The sequence below is a fragment of the Undibacterium sp. SXout20W genome (assembly GCF_049340285.1).
In the GTDB taxonomy this organism is placed as follows: Bacteria; Pseudomonadota; Gammaproteobacteria; order Burkholderiales; family Burkholderiaceae_D; genus Undibacterium.
This window is the reverse complement of the sequence record NZ_JBMPPH010000013.1, coordinates 1-18596: the sequence shown is the minus strand read 5'-3', so window position 1 is coordinate 18596 and position 18596 is coordinate 1. Positions and strand designations below refer to the sequence as shown.

The following is an 18596-nucleotide window of genomic DNA, read 5'->3' as shown; positions in this document are numbered from 1 at the left end:
TAAAGGGAAATATGATGAAGCTGGTAGGTTTGGTAGGTTGGCGTGGAATGGTCGGATCGGTTCTGATGCAGCGTATGCAAGAGGAAAACGATTTTGCTCATATTGAACCGGTATTCTTTTCTACATCGAATACGGGTGGTGTAGCGCCTGCGATGGCAAAAAATGAAAAGACGCTGCAAGACGCAAATAATATTGATGCTTTAAAGAAGTGCGACATTATTATTACCTGCCAAGGCGGTGATTACACCAACGAAGTTTTTCCTAAGTTACGTGCTGCTGGCTGGCATGGCCACTGGATTGATGCGGCGTCCAGTTTGCGTATGAATGATGATGCGGTGATCGTCTTGGATCCTGTCAATTTGCCTGTGATTAAAGATGCACTTGTAAAAGGTCAGAAAAACTGGATCGGTGGAAATTGCACGGTCAGTTGTATGTTGATGGGTGTTGGTGCACTTTATAAAGCTGGTTTGGTTGAGTGGATGAGTACGCAAACATATCAAGCTGCTTCCGGTGGCGGCGCGCAACACATGCGTGAATTGTTGACGCAATATGGCACTTTGAATGCGGAAGTAAAAGACCTGCTGAATGACCCTAAGAGTGCAATTCTTGAGATTGACCGTAAGGTTATTTCGAAACAGCGTTCTCTGACTGATGCGGAAACAGCGAATTTTGGCGTTCCTCTGGGCGGATCATTGATTCCTTGGATTGATAAGGATCTCGGTGATGGTATGTCAAAAGAAGAATGGAAAGGCATGGCTGAGACGAATAAAATCCTCGGACAAGGCGCAGGGTACGGTACGACGGCCGTTCCCGTTGATGGTTTCTGTATTCGTATCGGTGCAATGCGTTGCCACAGTCAGGCATTGACTTTTAAACTGAAAAAGGATGTGCCTGTCGCTGATATCGAGGCCATGATTGCTGCCGATAATGAATGGGTGAAAGTTGTGCCAAATACCCGTGAAGCTAGTGTTCGCGACCTGACACCAGTCGCAGTTACCGGGACAATGACTATCCCGGTTGGCCGAATTCGTAAATTGGCGATGGGGCCTGAATATGTTGGCGCGTTCACCGTTGGTGATCAGTTGTTATGGGGCGCTGCTGAGCCATTGCGTCGTATGTTGCGTATCTTGATCGACTAATTGCGTAAAATTAATATTGATTGGCTTCTGTTGAAGTTGATCGCGTAAAAAGTGGGAGGCTAAGGTCTCCCATTTTTTATGCACGGTTATTTTTGAATTCGAAAATTGGTGCCAAGTCTTCGTGAATTGTTAAATGCTAACAACATTTACATGTGATTGATCACTTGTAGTCGTGTGAATGTATTTACCATGTTGTTAAATCGCGTTAAGCTTGCAGCGCTTACGTTGTAATGCTATGGTGAAATAATATAGAGCGTCGTTTGGCAATGCGATTAGGCCATCCCAGCGGACTTTGTTCGCAAAATTCCCAATATGTCTGACAAAATGCATAATCAAAAAAGAACATCTGTGATTTCTCTGGGACATAAAGTCTTGAGCGTTGCTGTTACTTCAGCTTTGCTTTTCATGTCAAACGCCAATGCTACTGGCATGGGGCGTTTAACAGTTCTGTCTTCTTTAGGTCAGCCTCTCAAGGCAGAAATTGAACTCACTTCACCCAACAAAGAAGAGATAGATACACTTGTACCCAAAATTGCCTCTGCTGAAGCCTTTCGCCAGGCCAATATAGATTTCAATGCTGCATTGTTAAATTTGCGCTTTGCAGTAGAGCCCCGAGGTTCAGGTTTTGTTATTAAAGTGTCTTCAGTGCAGCCAATCAATGAACCATTTGTCGACATGTTGCTGGAGATCACTTCCTCTAATGGTAAGTTGTTGCGAGAATATACATTCTTGTTGGATCCGGCTGAGTTACGTAATAGCCAGTCCCCACAAGTAGCGAGCCCCAATATTGTTGTAAATAAGGGACAGTCCCAGCCCATAGGTCAAGCAACTGGTCAATCCTCAAATCAAGCGACAAATCAAGCCACAAATCAAGCCACAAACCGTCCCTCTTCGTCCACGCCGATCGTTGTTGGTGCACAAAATGCCGCAAAAAAGGATGTACCTGCGTCAAGTAAAGCTGCGGACGAGTATGCAGTAAAGGCCGGTGATACCTTGGGGAAGATTGCTGCAGTCTATAAGCAAGAAGGTGTTTCTCTGGATCAGATGCTTGTTGGCTTGTATCGCGCCAATCCACAGGCATTTATTGGTAAAAACCTGAATCGCCTGAAAGCGGGACAAGTTCTCGCGGTGCCTGATGCTGATGCCGTCAAGACAAGTGTTGGTAGTAAAGCTAGCGCTCATACAGTTGTGGTTGCGCATGCTGCAGATTTTAATGCGTACCGTAATCATTTAGCCGACCATGTCGATCGTTCTGCACCCGCTAAAAATGTGGCTGGGAAGCAAAGTGCCGGAGGCGCAATTACGGCTAAAGTGAAAGAGGTGCCTAATGCGACAACGGAGGCACTGGATAAACTGAAATTATCAAAAGCTTCACCCCTTGCTAGTGATAAATCAGCAACAGGAAAAGGTGGTACCGAAGAAGATAAGCTGGCCAAAAAGAAAGCGGCTGAGGAAGCTGCTGGTCGCTTAAAAGAACTGGAAAAAAATGTCGGCGATTTGCAGCGTTTGCTTGACGTTAAGAATAAGGACTTGGCTAGCAAGGAGGCTGAGTTAACGGATAAAGGAAGTAAAGAGAAGGGTGATCGTAAATCTGCGGCGAGTAGTGCAGTAGCGAGTTCTTCGATTGAAAATGCAAGCAAAGCGACATCGGCATCAGTCGCCACAGCGACAGCGGCCTCAACCGCGGCGACGTCGGTAGCATCGAATCCTGCAGTATCCGCGGCGTCCGCTTCAGCCTCAGTTGCGTCGGCAGTTGCTGAATCTGTGCCTTCCTCAATGCCTGCCGCTGCTAGTGCTGCCGCTAGTGCCGCTGCTTCTACCCCTGTGAAGCCGCCTAAACATCGTCCGGTCGCACCGCCACCGCCGGAGCCCGGTTTCTTCGACGGTTTGCCAGACTGGCTGGTACCTGCAGGAGGCGTTGTTTTAGCAACATTGGCGGGTGCTGGTGTTTGGATGAACAGGCGTAAGAAAAAGCTTCAACAGTTCGAGGATAGTATTTTGACTGGCTCAAGCATGAAGGCCAATTCGATGTTTGGTTCTACTGGTGGCCAGAGTGTTGATACGAATAATAGTGTTTTTAATTCAAACTTTGCGCCGTCGGCAAGTCAGCTCGATGCCAACGAAGTTGATCCAGTGGCTGAGGCGGATGTCTATATTGCCTATGGCCGCGATTCTCAGGCAGAGGAAATTTTAAAGGAAGCCTTGCGTACGCAGCCAGATCGTCATGCGGTTAGAGTGAAATTGCTGGAAATTTATTTTGCACGTAAAGATGCTAAATTATTTGAGCGATTGGCAAGCGAGCTTTACGGAATGACGAGTGGTCAAGGTGAGGAGTGGGCTCAGGCTGCGTCGATGGGGATTGTGTTGGAGCCGGGTAATCCTTTGTATGCAGGTGGTAAGGCAAAAGTTGATACTTATTATGGTGCAGGCTTAGGCTCCCCGACGCAACCGCTTGAGGATCTGGATCCTGATGCTTTACTGGGTAATTCTCTCTCAAGAGATATGTTGGAGGCGATTAGTATCATTGATATCGCTTCGCATGACGACGCAAACTCCTCCCAAGAGCCAGCGCACTCAGGCGTTGTTGAGCCTTCTCATGAAGGTGGGCTTGATTTTGATCTGGGTAGTGCGCCTGACGATGCGCCGCAACTTCCGCTGCAAACTACACCTAAGGCAACAAATGAAACGGCGGAGGTGCATCCAGAAGTCGATTTTGGTTCGATCGATTTTGACTTTGGCGGTGCTGTGAGTCCTGTTGTTGCTAAGGCGAATTCAGTGGTAACAAATCTTGAGGCGAATGCTGAAGATTTGCATAGTCTGGATTTTGATTTGCCTAAAAGTGGTGAGGCAGCGTTCGATGCGGATTTTGCGTCTGAGATCCCAGTGGTAAGCGAGGAGTTAACTTTCCCTGAGTCGAACGAGAATGGTCATCGCGGGGCTGAATCAATGCCGGAAGTCGCTGCAGCATTTGAATTTGATTTGTCGGGAATTGATCTGGATCTCCCTTCCGATGCGCCGCGTATGGATGTGACGGGTGAGTCCGGCGCGACAGACGCGCCGCCAGTCAATGCTGAGATGGCCACCAAGCTCGATTTGGCTGTTGCATACCATGAAATCGGCGACAAAGAAGGTGCGCGAGAGCTATTGGATGAGGTACTCAAAGGTGGTACTCCAGAGCAAAAAGAGCGCGCTGCCCATATGCTGGCGCAGCTAGCTTAACAGCAATGTGTTAAATTCCGCGGGCGCCAAATTATTGGCGCCCGTTTTTGTTTTTTAAATGAATGGATTGGCTTGTGAAGCGTCTAGTTTTAGGTGTTGAATATGATGGGAGCGGCTGGCAAGGGTGGCAAACTCAGCCTTCAGGTAATACTGTGCAAGATGCGCTTGAACGTGCGTTGCACCAGTTTTGCGGTGCCAGAGTGGCTACGGTATGTGCTGGGCGAACCGATGCAGGTGTACATGGGATTGAGCAAGTCGTTCATTTTGATACGCCATTGCAGCGTGAGTCATATTCTTGGGTGAACGGTGTAAATGCATTTCTGCCTGCGAGTATTGCGATTCAATGGGCAAAAGAATTAGCGTTTGATGAAAATTCTCAAGATAATTTTCACGCCAGATTTAGTGCAAGAGCGAGAACTTATCATTATGTTCTATATAACAGCAAGATACGTTCGCCAATGTGGGCCGGAAGAGCTGGGTGGGCATTTCGGCCGCTTGACGTTGATTTAATGCGTATTGCAGCGCAGAAATTATTGGGAGAGCATGATTTTTCAGCTTTCAGGGCGTCTGGCTGTCAAGCGAAGACCCCAATAAAGCAGATGTATGAGATCACGATCCGGCAGCAGGGTGAACTAATTGTATTTACGCTTAAAGCCAGCGCATTTTTGCATCATATGGTTCGGAATATTGTTGGTTCTTTATTATTTGTGGGCATGCAGCGACGTTCGCCTGATTGGATGGCTGAGGTCTTGGAAAGTAAAGATCGCAGTATTGCTGCCCCAACATTTATGCCGGACGGTCTTTATCTGGCAAAAATTGATTATGAGCCGAAATGGGGTTTGCCCAGCTCAGACGCGATAGAATTACCGGGATTCTTGTCTCTTTTGTAGTGCTTTGTTCCTTAGGAATGTGATTTCTCAGATTTCCTCCCTGAAATCCGGTAAAATGACGTTTTGCAAAACCCGCACTGAAGGCGCTCGCCTGGGGACTATTGCCCAGTCTGGAGCGCTTTTTTTTAGCTGGTCTTCGCCTCACCTTAGTATTTTTTTGTAATTTCAATGAATAACATCCGGAATTTTTCTATTATTGCCCATATCGATCACGGCAAATCCACGCTGGCTGATCGCATTATTCAATTGTGCGGTGGCTTGTCTGATCGTGAAATGGAAGCGCAAGTCCTTGATTCTATGGATATTGAGCGTGAGCGTGGTATCACGATTAAAGCACAAACTGCTGCGTTACATTACAAGGCGAAAGACGGTCAGATTTACAACCTCAATTTGATTGATACGCCAGGTCACGTCGACTTTAGCTATGAGGTAAGTCGTTCTTTGTCCGCGTGCGAAGGTGCTTTGTTGGTCGTAGATGCATCGCAAGGCGTTGAAGCACAGACGGTAGCAAACTGCTATACCGCCATTGAGTTGGGCGTTGAAGTCGTTCCAGTTTTGAATAAGATTGATTTGCCATCGGCTGATCCTGAAAACGCTTGTTCGGAAATCGAAGAAGTAATTGGCATCGACGCAACAGATGCAGTGCATTGCTCCGCAAAGACTGGTTTGGGTGTTCTTGATGTGTTGGAATCGCTCATCGTCAAAGTGCCGCCGCCGAAAGGTGATCCCGATGCGCCTTTGCAAGCGTTGATTATTGATTCCTGGTTTGATAATTACGTTGGCGTAGTCATGCTGGTGCGTATTGTGAATGGAACCTTGCGCCCTAAAGATAAGATTTTATTCATGGCGACTGAAGCCCAACATTTAGTCGAAAGTGTTGGCGTATTTACACCGAAGTCGTTAAGCCGCGATCAATTATCTGCCGGACAGGTCGGTTTTGTTATTGCCGGCATTAAAGAATTGAAGTCGGCTAAAGTTGGTGACACGATCACTGTGGCCAATAAGGCTGCTAAAGCGCCATTGCCAGGTTTTAAAGAAGTTCAACCGCAAGTTTTTGCAGGTTTGTTCCCGGTTGAGGCAAATCAATATGATGCATTACGCGACTCTTTGGAAAAGCTGAAACTGAATGATGCTGCGTTGATGTACGAGCCCGAAGTTTCTCAGGCGCTTGGTTTCGGTTTCCGTTGTGGTTTCCTGGGATTGCTTCATATGGAAATCGTTCAAGAACGTCTTGAGCGTGAATTCGACATGGATTTGATCACGACTGCACCTACTGTGGTGTATGAAGTGGTGATGGCAGATGGCAGTATTTTGATGGTCGATAATCCGTCAAAAATGCCTGATCCATCAAAAATTGAAGAGATTCGTGAGCCTATCGTCACGGTCAATCTTTACATGCCGCAAGAGTATGTTGGTTCCGTAATTACTTTGTGCACGCAAAAACGAGGCGTACAGCTCGATATGAGTTACCACGGTCGTCAGGTGAAGTTGACCTATGAAATGCCGATGGCTGAGATTGTTCTGGATTTCTTTGATCGGCTGAAATCGACGTCGCGTGGCTATGCCTCGATGGATTATGAATTCAAAGAAAATCGTGCCGCTGACGTCGTCAAAGTAGATATGTTGATTAATAGCGAAAAAGTCGATGCGCTGGCGATTATTGTTCACCGTGCAAATAGTCACTTCCGCGGTCGCGCGGTGGCGGCCAAAATGCGTGAGTTGATTCCGCGCCAAATGTTTGATGTGGCGATTCAGGCGGCAATTGGCTCAAACATTATTTCCCGCGAAAACGTTAAGGCCTTGCGTAAAAACGTATTGGCAAAATGTTATGGTGGTGATATTAGCCGTAAGCGGAAATTGCTTGAAAAACAAAAGGCAGGTAAAAAGCGCATGAAACAAGTGGGCTCGGTGGAAATTCCGCAAGAGGCATTTTTGGCAATTTTACAAGTGGATGAAAAATGAGTTTTCAGTTAATTTTAGGAAATTTTGCTTTGATACTGTTCGTGCTGACCATCGGTACGGGCATTGTCTGGTTTCTGGATGTTTTTTTCTTGGCAAAGCAACGCCGTATTGCAGCGGATGCGGCGTTGGCAGCGTACGACGCGCGCAATGCTAAATTGGTGAGTGAAGGTATCCGTGTCGAAGAAAGCAAACGCGCTGACATAGAAGCCAGTATTCTGCGTCAACCATTGTGGGTAGAGTATTCCGGTAGTTTCTTTCCGGTCATAGCTCTGGTGTTTTTTCTGCGTTCTTTTTTGTATGAACCATTTAAAATCCCATCTAGCTCTATGCTGCCGACGTTGTTTGTCGGGGATTTGATTTTAGTTAATAAATTTTCCTATGGTATTCGTTTGCCTATCCTGAACAAAAAAGTCATTGATATTAGTAATCCTCAACGTGGCGATGTAATGGTGTTTAAGTACCCGGAAGACCCGTCAGTGGACTACATTAAACGTGTTGTTGGTGTGCCCGGTGATAAAGTGGTTTATCGGAATAAACGGCTCCTCATCAATGGAAATGAATTGTCTTATCAAGCATTGCCCGATTTTTTGGATGAAGAGCGGCTCTCTTATTTTAAGCAATACGCTGAAAATCTGACTGGTGTTACCCATCGAATTTTGAATGACGATCGTGCTTCTGCGTTTGTGCACGATCCTCATAATTTCCCTAAACGTGAAAATTGTACCTACAATAGTGAAGGGTTTTCGTGCGTAGTGCCTGAGGGCGAATATTTCATGATGGGCGATAATCGTGATAACAGTCTTGATAGTCGCTATTGGGGATTTGTACCTGACCAAAATATTGTTGGAAAAGCATTTTTTATTTGGATGAATCTCGGCAATATAAAACGTATCGGTAGTTTTCAGTAATTTTTATCTTCAACCTGGAGCTGATTTGCAATGAATTTACATCACCATCGTCAACTTAAAACCCAACGTGGGATATCTCTTATTGGCCTGATTTTGTCGTTAGGGATATTGGTATTGATTGCAATGTTAGCTATGAAGGTCGTGCCGACGGCGATTGAGTATTTTTCAATTAAAAAAGCAATTGTTTACGCAAAAAATATCGGTACTACGCCACGTGAAATTGAAACTGCATTCAATAAACAGGCAGAAGTTGGCTATATTACATCAATTACCGGGAAAGATTTGATAATAGCCAGAAATGGCGATGATGTTGATGTCAGTTTTTCTTATCAGAAAAAGATACCTTTGTTCGGTCCTGCAACGTTGTTGCTAGAATACGAGGGTACAACGGCGAAAAGTGGTATTCCCACCAAGAAGCCAGAATAAATAGATTGACGTATGAATCTTCAATTATTGCAAAAGAGGCTGGGTCACCAGTTTGGCAATTCAGCTTTATTGCAGCAGGCACTGACGCATCGTAGTCATAGTGTTTTACATAATGAACGCCTCGAATTTTTGGGCGATTCAGTCTTGAACTGTGTGGTCGCTTCTTTATTGTTCGAGAGTTTTGCGGACATCGACGAGGGCGACTTATCGCGAGTACGTGCGAATCTCGTTAAGCAACAGACTTTGTATGAAATTGCGCAACGTATAGAGTTATCGCAGTTTCTGCGTTTAGGTGAGGGTGAGTTGAAATCGGGTGGTTTTAGAAGACCGTCAATTTTGGCTGATACTTTAGAAGCCCTCTTTGGCGGGATCTTTCTTGATGCTGGTTTTGATGCGGCTAAAGAAGTAATCCGGGCATTGTATGCACCGATTTTGGATTCTGTCGACCCGACCACACTAGGTAAGGATGCCAAGACGTTGCTTCAAGAGTTTCTGCAAAGTAGAAAAATTGCGTTACCGCAATATAATGTGGTCGCCACGCATGGAGCGGCGCACAATCAAGAATTTGAAATTGAATGTCTGGTTCCTAAATTAGATATTCAAGTATTTGGCACTGGTGGAAGTCGTCGGGCAGGTGAACAAGCGGCCGCTAAATTGGCATTGGAATCCGCGATTGAGGTATTGTCTCGTACACCTGCCTCTCGAAAAGCCAAACCGCGCGCGGCTCAGCTCAAATTAGCGGGGATTGCAACCTCACAGAATGAGCTCACGCCAGGAATCGCCAATGGATCTGATAAGCAGAAAAGTGCGGCAGAATCTGAAGTAAAAAAAGCCACAGAGACTGTGGTAAACCCGAATCACCACCCAAAGATAGCCTGAGTACCCCACATGAATGAATTTTTAGATAACCCCGATTTTCGTTGTGGGTACATCGCCATCGTCGGGCGTCCTAACGTCGGAAAATCGACGTTGATGAACGCGTTGATTGGCGCCAAAGTGAGCATTACGTCACGTAAGGCGCAAACAACGCGTCACCGGATTACAGGTATCCAGACCAAAGACAATACGCAATTTGTCTACGTTGATACGCCAGGTTTTCAGACGCGACATTCAAATGCCTTAAACCGTACCTTAAATCGCACAGTCACTACGACTTTGACGGCTGCGGATGTTATTTTATTTTTGGTTGAAGCGGGTACCTTCGGTGCTGCTGATCAGCAGGTCATCGATCTCTTGCCAAAAAATGTACCATGTATTTTGGTTATTAATAAATCTGATCGCGTCAAAGACAAAGCGGTCATGATGCCGTTTGCGCAAAAAATTGCGGCATTATTTCCATTTGCTGCGATCGTTCCAGTATCTGCAACTTTGCGTTTCCAATTGGAAAATTTGGAAGGTGAGGCAAGAAAGTATTTGCCATTAAATCCGCCGATTTTTGCTGAGGACGATATTACAGACCGGAGTGAGAAATTCCTGGCGACTGAAATTGTGCGAGAAAAATTATTCCGGTTTGTTGGTGACGAACTGCCTTATACCAGCACTGTATTGATCGAAAAATTTGAGCAAGAAGGTAATTTGCGTCGAATTTTCATTGCTATATTAGTGGACCGCGACGGACATAAGTCTATGGTCATTGGGAATAAAGGTGCGCGTCTCAAAGACATATCGACGCAATCACGTGTCGATATGGAGAAACTGTTCGGCGGCCCTGTTTATCTTGAAATTTGGGTCAAAGTAAAATCTGGGTGGGCAGACAACGAAGCTGGTTTGCGGGCTTACGGCTACGAATAAGTACAGCATGACAGCAGGGGATAATGTCGCGTTACGTTCGAATGTGACGACCTCCGATCCGGAGGATGAGCTCCTGCTTCCTACAGCGCCGAGCGTTAATAAAAAAAAGACTATTTCCTCTGCCCCGAAGTCCCAGACACGCGAGCGCCGGGTTCTCAATCAGCCTGGTTTCGTGTTACATTCCTGGCCTTATAAAGAAACCAGTGTCATCATTGATGTGTTGACCCGAGATTATGGTCGGATTGCACTAATCGCCAAAGGTGCTAAGCGCCCGCATTCCCAATTGAGGAGTGTGCTGCAAACATTCCAGCCACTACAATTCGCTTGGACAGGTAAATCAGAAATCCGTATTCTCACCTCGGCTGAGTGGGTGGGGGGAATGTTACCCTTAGAGAAATCTGCTCTCTTATGCGGGTTTTATTTGAATGAATTGCTAGTTAAGTTTATGGTACGCGATGAGCCGCACCCTATACTCTTTGATCAATATGTCTCTACATTGAATCAACTTGCGCATGCTGAACCAGCGCCCACAGTATTGCGACAATTTGAACTCAGTCTATTGCGAGAATCGGGGTTGTTGAGTGATCTGAGTTTTTGCACAAGTTCGCGAACGCGTGTGCTGGGAGCGGATAATTACATTGTTGATCCCGAACTCGGCGCCAGACCTGCATCGATGTCTGATACCGCACCTGTTATTTCGGGGAAAACGCTACTCGATATGGTTGCCGGCGACTATGGCGATCCACAAACCCAATTTCAGAGCAAAATGTTGATGCGAAGCTTGCTGTCGCATCACTTGCATGGTGCTTTTTTAAATACACGTCAAATTTTGATTGATCTGCAAAATTTATGAATATCCATCAACAGAGCCAATTGCTTCAATTAAGCGTTAGCCTCAATTCACTGCAGAATGCACGTGAAAATATTGGTAGCAGTTTTATTGATCTTTCTCGTTTGGCTTTGTATGCCGAAGAATCTGGTGCTGATCAAATTGGCCTTTATGTCTCTGAACAAAAATGGCCGGATATGGAAGCGGATGTTCGGCAATTGTCGCAACAGGTGATCAATTCATTTGAGTTGGAGGTACTGCCAACTCGTTTTATGCTGGATCAATTAGCTAAAGTCCCGGTAAAAAACGTTTGTCTGGTTTCTGCGTGTGAGCCTTTTGGGACTCAAATTGGGGCGATTGATTTACTCGCTGACCTGGATCATGTTCAAGCTGCAATCAAAGAGCTACACGCGCAAGCTAAGCAGGTGTCAATTTATATTTTACCCGTCCCGGAACAGATTATCGCTGCGGCTAATGTTGGCGTGTCTCGATTAAGATTGGATTGCTCTTCGTTAGCGCATGCTACAGATGGCAGTGAACGAGAACGAGAACTCGTCAAAATACGACTCGCTGTGACTGAGTGTGTTCGCTATGGAATATCTGTGACGCTTGGCGGCGCGTTGGCTCTGCCAGAAATAACGCTTCTCGCTGGGATGCCTGATATCACGCAAGTGCATGTGGATGGGGCGGTCTTTGCTCAATCTCTTTTGATCGGTTGGGAAAAGGCAGTGCGAGAGATGACGGCGCTTTTGATCAAATCGCGACTCAGCAATGGGCAAATGTAGTCATAGAGGTCATAGTGTGATTTACGGTATCGGTGCAGATATAGTCGAAGTAGCGCGAATCGAGCGCGCATTGCAGCGTGGGGGGGGGCGCTTCGCAAGAAAAGTGCTTGGCGACGAAGAGTTGCTGGTATTTTTTCAACGCAGAGAGCAATCCACCACGCGGTGTATTCGGTATCTGGCAACCAGATTTGCTGCCAAAGAAGCTTTTTCGAAAGCGATTGGGACGGGAGTTCGCTTGCCGATGACACTGCGCACTATGCAAGCGCTCAGTAATGCGGATGGTAAGCCCGAAGTGGTCGTGAGTGGTGAATTGCAACGATGGATGTCAGAACGTAACTTGCAAGCCCATGTGTCAGTGAGTGATGAGGTGTTGCACGTCGTTGCTTTTGTTATCGTTGAGCAGGTTGTCAGAGGTCAAAATGAATAACGACATAGACCAGCCTTCGAAAGAGATTCGTCAGCAAGTGATTGATACGGTCACCCAATTGCCGCACCTTCCTGGTGTATATCGATATTTTGATGCTCAGGATCAAGTGCTTTATGTGGGTAAGGCGAGGGATTTAAAGAAACGCGTTACCAGTTATTTTCAAAAAACGCTATCGAGTCCTAGAATTGCAATGATGGTCGAGAAGATCGTGCGCTTGGAAACCACGGTGACTCGTAGCGAAGCGGAAGCATTAATTCTCGAGAATAATCTGATCAAGGCTTTGCGTCCTCGATACAATATTTTATTTCGCGATGATAAGTCCTACCCTTATCTTAAAATAACCGCCGAGAAAACGCCGCGCATGACCTACTATCGCGGCGCTGTCGATAAAAAGCATCAGTATTTTGGCCCTTTTCCTTCCGGTTGGGCGGTCAAAGAATCAATGCAAATTCTGCAAAAGGTTTTTTTGTTGCGCAGTTGTGAGGATAGTGTGTTTGCCAATCGAACGCGGCCTTGCTTGCTGCATCAAATTCAACGCTGTAGTGCGCCTTGCGTTGATTTAATAGCGCCTGAAGATTATCAGCAAGATGTGAAGAACGCAGCGGACTTTTTGCGTGGTCGTCAATTGGAGGTCATGCAAAACCTCGAAACAAAGATGCTTGGATTCTCTGCAGAGCTTAAGTTTGAACAAGCAGCAATCGTCCGAAACCAAATGTCGGCGCTATCCAAAGTGCTCCATCAGCAAAGCATGGAAACCACCGGTAACGCGGATCTCGACGTCATTGCTGTCGTCGTTGAAGGTGGGCGCGCTTGCGTCAATTTGGCGATGATACGGGGCGGCCGCCATTTAGGTGATCGCGCTTATTTCCCGAGCCATGTTGATGACGTTCGCGCTGTGACGGACGATTCAATCGAGGCCGAAGTCGTGGCGGCGTTTCTGGCGCAACATTATGTCGATCAATTCATTCCTTCTACATTGGTGATGAACATTGCCTTGGATGCGCCTGATTTAATGTTGGTGCTGGCGGAGCAATGCGGTCATAAAATTCATTTATCATTTCAACCGCAAGAGCAACGTCGTGCCTGGTTGGAAATGGCGGTAAAAGGGGCGGAGTTGGCCTTGGCGCGGTTATTGTCTGAGCAGGGTTCGCAGCAAGCGCGGACTCGTGCGATGGCAACTGCGCTTGAACTCGACGTCGACAATATGGAATTATTGCGCATTGAGTGTTTTGACATCAGTCATACTCAAGGTGAGGCAACGCAGGCATCATGTGTTGTCTATCACCATCATGCAATGCAAAATAGTGAGTATAGACGTTATAACATCAAGGATATTACGCCTGGGGACGATTATGCTGCGATGCGTCAAGTGTTGACGCGACGGTATGAGAAAGTTGTCGATGACGACCCTGCAGCGCCGACGATGCCGGATGTGGTACTGATTGATGGCGGTAAAGGGCAAGTAGAGATAGCCAGGCAAGTTTTTGTCGAGTTAGGGCTCGACACGAGCTTGATTGTTGGGGTGTCTAAAGGGGAGGGGCGGAAGGTTGGCCTGGAGACTTTAGTATTTGTAGATGGGCGTGCCGAAAAAGAGCTCGGTAAAGAGTCCTCTGCACTCATGTTGATTGCGCATATCCGCGATGAAGCACATCGTTTTGCAATTACTGGAATGCGGGCAAAACGCGACAAGGCAAGGCAGACATCCCAGTTGGAGGAAATTGAAGGCGTTGGCCCCAAGCGTCGACAACGTTTGCTTGTGCGCTTTGGTGGATTGAAGGGAGTCAGTGATGCTAGTGTGGAAGAACTTGCCAGTGTCGAGGGTATTTCTCGCCAATTAGCTGAAGAAATTTACAAGCGGCTTCGTTAGATCAATATAATGAATAGAAATATTTTAAATTATTAAGTCATGCCATTTAATTTCCCCATATTGCTTACCTGGATACGAGTCGCGCTGATTCCGCTCGTTGTCGGCGTTTTTTATTTGCCAAATTCCTGGCTTAATCCATTTCAACAAGGTCTCGCGTCGACCTTGATTTTTATTGTCGCGGCAGTGACTGATTGGTTCGATGGTTTTCTGGCTCGCAGATGGAATCAAACATCGTCGTTTGGTGCGTTTCTTGATCCCGTTGCAGATAAGTTAATGGTCGCTGGTGCACTGTTGGTATTGGTACATCTGGGACGAGTACATGCAGTGATTGCATTTGTTATTATTGGTCGCGAAATCACTATTTCAGCGTTGCGCGAATGGATGGCTTTAATTGGCGCCTCGAAATCAGTTGCCGTAAGTTCGCTGGGTAAAATTAAAACTGCGGCGCAAATGTCAGCAATTCCTATGCTCCTATATCACGACACCTTGTTTGGCATTGATATGGTGTTTCCGGGTTTGTTGTTGATGTTAATTGCGGCGGTGTTGACAGTGTGGTCGATGTTCTATTATCTGCGCAAAGCCTGGCCATTAATTAAAGAATCGACTGAGAATCTAAAGTAGCTTACTTGACAGTTTTTCGAAATGCTATATAATTCTGGTCTTTCGTTGATGCGGGAATAGCTCAGTTGGTAGAGCGCAACCTTGCCAAGGTTGAGGTCGAGAGTTCGAGACTCTTTTCCCGCTCCAAGTTTTCTCAGCGAAATATGTAGTGCAAATGCGGGAGTAGCTCAGTTGGTAGAGCGCAACCTTGCCAAGGTTGAGGTCGAGAGTTCGAGACTCTTCTCCCGCTCCAAAATGGCGTAGTACCTGAAGTATCGGCAGTATAATGCGGGAGTAGCTCAGTTGGTAGAGCGCAACCTTGCCAAGGTTGAGGTCGAGAGTTCGAGACTCTTCTCCCGCTCCAGATTCTGAAGGGAAGCAAAGCTTCCCTTTTTTGTTACAGTAGTTGATGTGCCGCGATTTAACTGAGGCTGAGAAGTCACCAACGTTAATAGCACCCCTGGCGGGGTAGCAAAGTGGTTATGCAGCGGCCTGCAAAGCCGTAGACGCCGGTTCGATCCCGACCCCCGCCTCCAGATTTTAAAAATGCTGATTGGCATTTTTATGCAAGAGCAAGCAATCTTAGATTGCATGTTGTAGTGATGGGCCCGAGTGGTGAAACAGGTAGACACATCGGACTTAAAATCCGCCGCTTCGTTAATAGCGGGCGTGCCGGTTCGATTCCGGCCTCGGGCACCATATCGACATCAGACGTAACGCAGAAAACCCTGCAAAGCTAGAGAAATCAAGGCTTTGCAGGGTTTTTTGTTTTGTGCTTGGATTTATCATCAATACGAAAAAGCCTGTATTAAATACAGGCTTTTAAAATTGGTGCAGTTCCGCAATTCGGGAAAAGTTCCGCAAAACGCTATTTTGTGGGGTTAACGAGCTTCCCTTTTCGGTGGCGAACGTAGTGGGCTGTCATGGTTGGGGTAGTGTGGCCAAGTTGGCCTTGTTCTCAAGCGCATCGACACACCGGTCGAACGAATATGGGTAGTTTTGATAAATTGGAGGCCGTTCTATTTGACCTTCGCGATTCTGCCGTTGCGGATGTCACTGGATTCGATGAGTCGGTTTTGTACGCCTGTAATTCGCGATATACATACAAGACTACTCGCAGCAGCGTAGGACATCTGACGCTGGGCAGTCACTGCGCGGCCTAACCCTGACATTATTAAATTCAATGAAGATCGGAAAAAGCGGACATGCTACCGTTGATGAATGATCCGATGGGGATGCCCAAAACTAGCCCCATTGGGTTGCTGCGCGCGGATATTTCCGTTCCTGTGCATTCGACAATATGACGCCCATGCGCTACCCCAAACAATCCGCATCGTAGTCCAGCCTCGCCTGTGCAATTTGTTCGCGCAGTGGCACTACCAGCGAAAGCGACAGCATCGTCATCCCGTCCTTACGACCCTTGCCATGACGGATCGTAATTTCACGCCGTTCAAAATCAACTTCCTTGACCCGCAATGTCATGCATTCCATCAATTGCATCCCAGTGCTATACATGAGCTTAGCCATCAAAGCGTGTGCGCCGCATATGTACTCGAACACAGATGCCACCTCATTCGGTGTCAATACTGTTGGTCGACGCGGCAGGCGTATTGGGCGGAATATTTCATCCAGCCACGGCAATTCGATTTGCAAAACATGTTTATACAAAAACAGTAATGCACACAAGGCTTGCTTATGCGTTGCGACGGCAACATGCCGGCCATTCGTGAGATAAGAAAGAAAAGCTTTCACTTCGGGAGCACCCATTTCTGCCGGGTGGCGCAAGCCATGAAAGCGAATAAACCAACGTGCCCAATAGACAAAGACCTCTTCGGTGCGTAAGATATAATACTTATCTTGTATGCAACGTTTGAGTTGATCTAGCAATTTTTGGTTTTAAAACTGCGTCTGAAGCCCGTACAGTGGGAGTGATGTTTTTCATGGTTATTTAATACTGTTTTTTATACAGTAAATTGCGCAAATGACCGTGTGACAAGCCTCTCCAAGGATTTAATTGGTTGAATTAGGTGGCAGCCAGTTGAATTAGGTGGACGGCATCTGTCCGCCTAATTAAAGTTATGTGTCAATCATGGTTTGCGAATTACTATCCCGTCCAAGAAGAATTTCTTTTTAATTGTCTTCATGGGCTTTTGGCTAATGGGTTGGGCAATTGGTGAGGTGTCAGTTTTAAAAGAATTATTAAATCCAACGGATGGCGTGCCGGAATTTTTTCTTATTGCGTGGCTTGGTGGCTGGACTGTCGGTGGAGCCTTTGCCATATATGCGTGGCTTTGGAATGTTATGGGGAAGGAAATAGTAGACATAACATCGTCAGAGCTAAGTCACATCAAGGTTCTTGCTGGGTTTAATAGAAGTAGTGAATATGCAGTATCTTCAATATCAAAATTAAGGCTGCAACCACAAAATACGTCAATCTTTGGCTCTGGAAATGGAATGGAGTTTTGGGGTATCACAGGAGGCAGTATTGCCTTTGACTACGGACAAAGCACCCATAAATTCGGGGCGCAACTTGATGAAGCGGAAGCTAGCCATATTATTGAAGCCATTAAAAACAGGTTTACAAACCTCTAACAAGTCACTCAAGGCCGCTTCGCTGGACAGCCCCAATCGGCGCATGCTTCGCATTATGTGCGCCGCCTGTGTCTGCCCCTTAGCTTTGCGTTGTGTGTCACAGAAAGTAACTTACGGATGAAAATTAGAGACATATTTACGCGGTCGATCATCGCCTTAACTGCATTGTTTTCCAGCTTCCCATCGAATGTAAATGCACAATCCCCAAGCGTTTCAGATAAAACCAGAGATAATCTCATGGTCGTTGTCCGTGAGTCTATTGGTGCGGATAAAAAAGATGAATCCTTCAAGCCAACTGGTAAGGCAAAAGCAAAGCTTCAGGATGGTCGTGAAATTGAGCTTGAAATGGCATCATGGGAGTTCATTGGTGATACACACATTCGGATCGTCTTTGATGGTGAGAATTCTATGTCTGTAGCGACTCCTTCTGATCTTGCGAAGCTGAACATACTCAATGTTGAAGACGCAGTATCGTTAGCCATTGCAAACGTAAAACGTGTTTATGGTGAACCAACATCAACACCATGGACTGGTGGAATCTTCGAAGTGGCTGGAAAATCGCCTGACTTGGACAGTTCATATTTTTTAGATCGTGATTTTTGGCGGAAATTAGTGAAAAAATATCCTGAAGGATTAGCCGTGGTTGTACCAAAGCGAGGTGGTTTGTTGTATGCGCCCGTAACTGATATCAAGGCAGTCGATGCATTGAAAAAAGGTGTGGTTCAATTATTTTTAACCAGTGGAGCACAGCGTGTATCTTCGGCAGTTTTTCTATTTAAGGATGACAAGTGGTCGGTATTGCAATCTCCAGCGAAGTTATAACTTTTCACCGCTATGACACATCTTGAGCACCAATTAAGGCCTTTTTTTGTGGATTCACACGCGCTTTATCATGAAATTTTTCGTCATTTTGGGATGGAACGCCAACCTGCCGAATTTCATTGTGCCGGCAGGTGCAGACGTCGCGGTTCTACGTTAATCCGCATCACTTGATAACGTGCATGACGTTAAAACGTTAAAACGTTAAAACGTTAAATGGCGGATTCAATTTCGAAGTGCAACCACATGTTGATGCGATTGTAACTGCTTCATAAATACTTGGTGCGGCGTTTTGAAGCCGAGACATTTTCTGGGACGATGATTTAAGCTGTTCATCGCCCA

Annotated in this window: 16 protein-coding genes, 5 tRNA genes and 1 pseudogene; 20 read left to right on the top strand and 2 right to left on the bottom strand. The window is 46.3% G+C overall.

The genetic code is table 11. The features are described 5' to 3' along the window. Positions 1-11 precede the first annotated feature (11 nt). From asd to ACO0K1_RS08885, 18 genes are all read left to right on the top strand, one after another. Positions 12-1139 (top strand): aspartate-semialdehyde dehydrogenase, encoded by a 1128-nt coding sequence (asd, locus tag ACO0K1_RS08970; protein ID WP_423024840.1) that lies wholly within the window; start codon positions 12-14, stop codon positions 1137-1139. 405 nt (positions 1140-1544) lie between these two features. Then, positions 1545-4358, top strand: coding sequence for a FimV/HubP family polar landmark protein (locus ACO0K1_RS08965; protein ID WP_423024838.1), 2814 nt, complete (start codon positions 1545-1547; stop codon positions 4356-4358). 74 nt (positions 4359-4432) lie between these two features. Beyond that, positions 4433-5248: a tRNA pseudouridine(38-40) synthase TruA gene (truA, locus tag ACO0K1_RS08960; RefSeq protein ID WP_423024836.1), complete on the top strand. Its 816-nt coding sequence runs from the start codon at positions 4433-4435 to the stop codon at positions 5246-5248. A 168-nt stretch (positions 5249-5416) separates the two neighbouring features. Continuing rightward, complete coding sequence (gene lepA, locus ACO0K1_RS08955) at positions 5417-7210, top strand: translation elongation factor 4 (protein ID WP_423024834.1); 1794 nt, start codon at positions 5417-5419, stop codon at positions 7208-7210. Next, entirely contained in the window at positions 7207-8118 is a 912-nt protein-coding gene (lepB, locus tag ACO0K1_RS08950) for a signal peptidase I (RefSeq protein WP_423024832.1), read from the top strand. The genes lepA and lepB overlap by 4 nt, the downstream gene beginning before the upstream one ends. A gap of 30 nt (positions 8119-8148) precedes the next feature. Then, a complete protein-coding gene (locus tag ACO0K1_RS08945; RefSeq protein WP_423024830.1) occupies positions 8149-8544 on the top strand; it encodes a DUF4845 domain-containing protein in 396 nt (131 codons plus the stop codon). Between the two features lie 12 nt (positions 8545-8556). Next, the gene (rnc, locus tag ACO0K1_RS08940) at positions 8557-9423 is read left to right on the top strand and encodes a ribonuclease III (RefSeq protein WP_423024828.1); all 867 of its coding nucleotides are present in this window, start codon (positions 8557-8559) and stop codon (positions 9421-9423) included. A gap of 9 nt (positions 9424-9432) precedes the next feature. Then, positions 9433-10335, top strand: coding sequence for a GTPase Era (era, locus tag ACO0K1_RS08935; RefSeq protein ID WP_423024826.1), 903 nt, complete (start codon positions 9433-9435; stop codon positions 10333-10335). Between the two features lie 7 nt (positions 10336-10342). Next, entirely contained in the window at positions 10343-11188 is an 846-nt protein-coding gene (gene recO, locus ACO0K1_RS08930) for a DNA repair protein RecO (protein WP_423024824.1), read from the top strand. After that, entirely contained in the window at positions 11185-11949 is a 765-nt protein-coding gene (locus ACO0K1_RS08925) for a pyridoxine 5'-phosphate synthase (RefSeq protein WP_423024822.1), read from the top strand. Before recO ends, ACO0K1_RS08925 begins: the two co-directional genes overlap by 4 nt. A 16-nt stretch (positions 11950-11965) precedes the next feature. Further along, complete coding sequence (gene acpS, locus ACO0K1_RS08920; protein ID WP_423024820.1) at positions 11966-12376, top strand: holo-ACP synthase; 411 nt, start codon at positions 11966-11968, stop codon at positions 12374-12376. Continuing rightward, positions 12369-14243 carry an excinuclease ABC subunit UvrC gene (uvrC, locus tag ACO0K1_RS08915; protein WP_423024818.1) on the top strand — a complete coding sequence of 625 codons (1875 nt, stop codon included), beginning with the start codon at positions 12369-12371 and terminating at the stop codon, positions 14241-14243. The genes acpS and uvrC overlap by 8 nt, the downstream gene beginning before the upstream one ends. Positions 14244-14282: 39 nt before the next feature. After that, on the top strand, positions 14283-14864 hold the full coding sequence (gene pgsA, locus ACO0K1_RS08910) for a CDP-diacylglycerol--glycerol-3-phosphate 3-phosphatidyltransferase (RefSeq protein WP_423024816.1): 582 nt from the start codon (positions 14283-14285) through the stop codon (positions 14862-14864). Between the two features lie 50 nt (positions 14865-14914). Next, a tRNA-Gly gene (locus tag ACO0K1_RS08905) sits at positions 14915-14990 on the top strand. 30 nt (positions 14991-15020) lie between these two features. Beyond that, positions 15021-15096 (top strand) — tRNA-Gly (locus tag ACO0K1_RS08900). A gap of 35 nt (positions 15097-15131) precedes the next feature. Continuing rightward, positions 15132-15207: transfer RNA gene (locus ACO0K1_RS08895), tRNA-Gly, on the top strand. A gap of 98 nt (positions 15208-15305) precedes the next feature. After that, positions 15306-15379 (top strand) — tRNA-Cys (locus ACO0K1_RS08890). A gap of 70 nt (positions 15380-15449) precedes the next feature. After that, positions 15450-15542 (top strand) — tRNA-Leu (locus ACO0K1_RS08885). A gap of 615 nt (positions 15543-16157) precedes the next feature. Here the strand turns inward: ACO0K1_RS08885 and ACO0K1_RS08880 are convergent. Beyond that, entirely contained in the window at positions 16158-16730 is a 573-nt protein-coding gene (locus ACO0K1_RS08880) for a phage integrase N-terminal SAM-like domain-containing protein (protein ID WP_423024814.1), read from the bottom strand. A 270-nt stretch (positions 16731-17000) separates the two neighbouring features. Between ACO0K1_RS08880 and ACO0K1_RS08875 the strand changes: the two genes are divergently transcribed. Beyond that, entirely contained in the window at positions 17001-17435 is a 435-nt protein-coding gene (locus ACO0K1_RS08875) for a hypothetical protein (RefSeq protein ID WP_423024812.1), read from the top strand. A 237-nt stretch (positions 17436-17672) separates the two neighbouring features. Continuing rightward, entirely contained in the window at positions 17673-18257 is a 585-nt protein-coding gene (locus ACO0K1_RS08870; protein ID WP_423024810.1) for a hypothetical protein, read from the top strand. Positions 18258-18479: 222 nt separating this feature from the next. On the opposite strand, the pseudogene ACO0K1_RS08865 reads toward ACO0K1_RS08870, so the two are convergent. Beyond that, positions 18480-18596, bottom strand: a pseudogene (locus ACO0K1_RS08865) (IS30 family transposase); the annotation flags it as partial.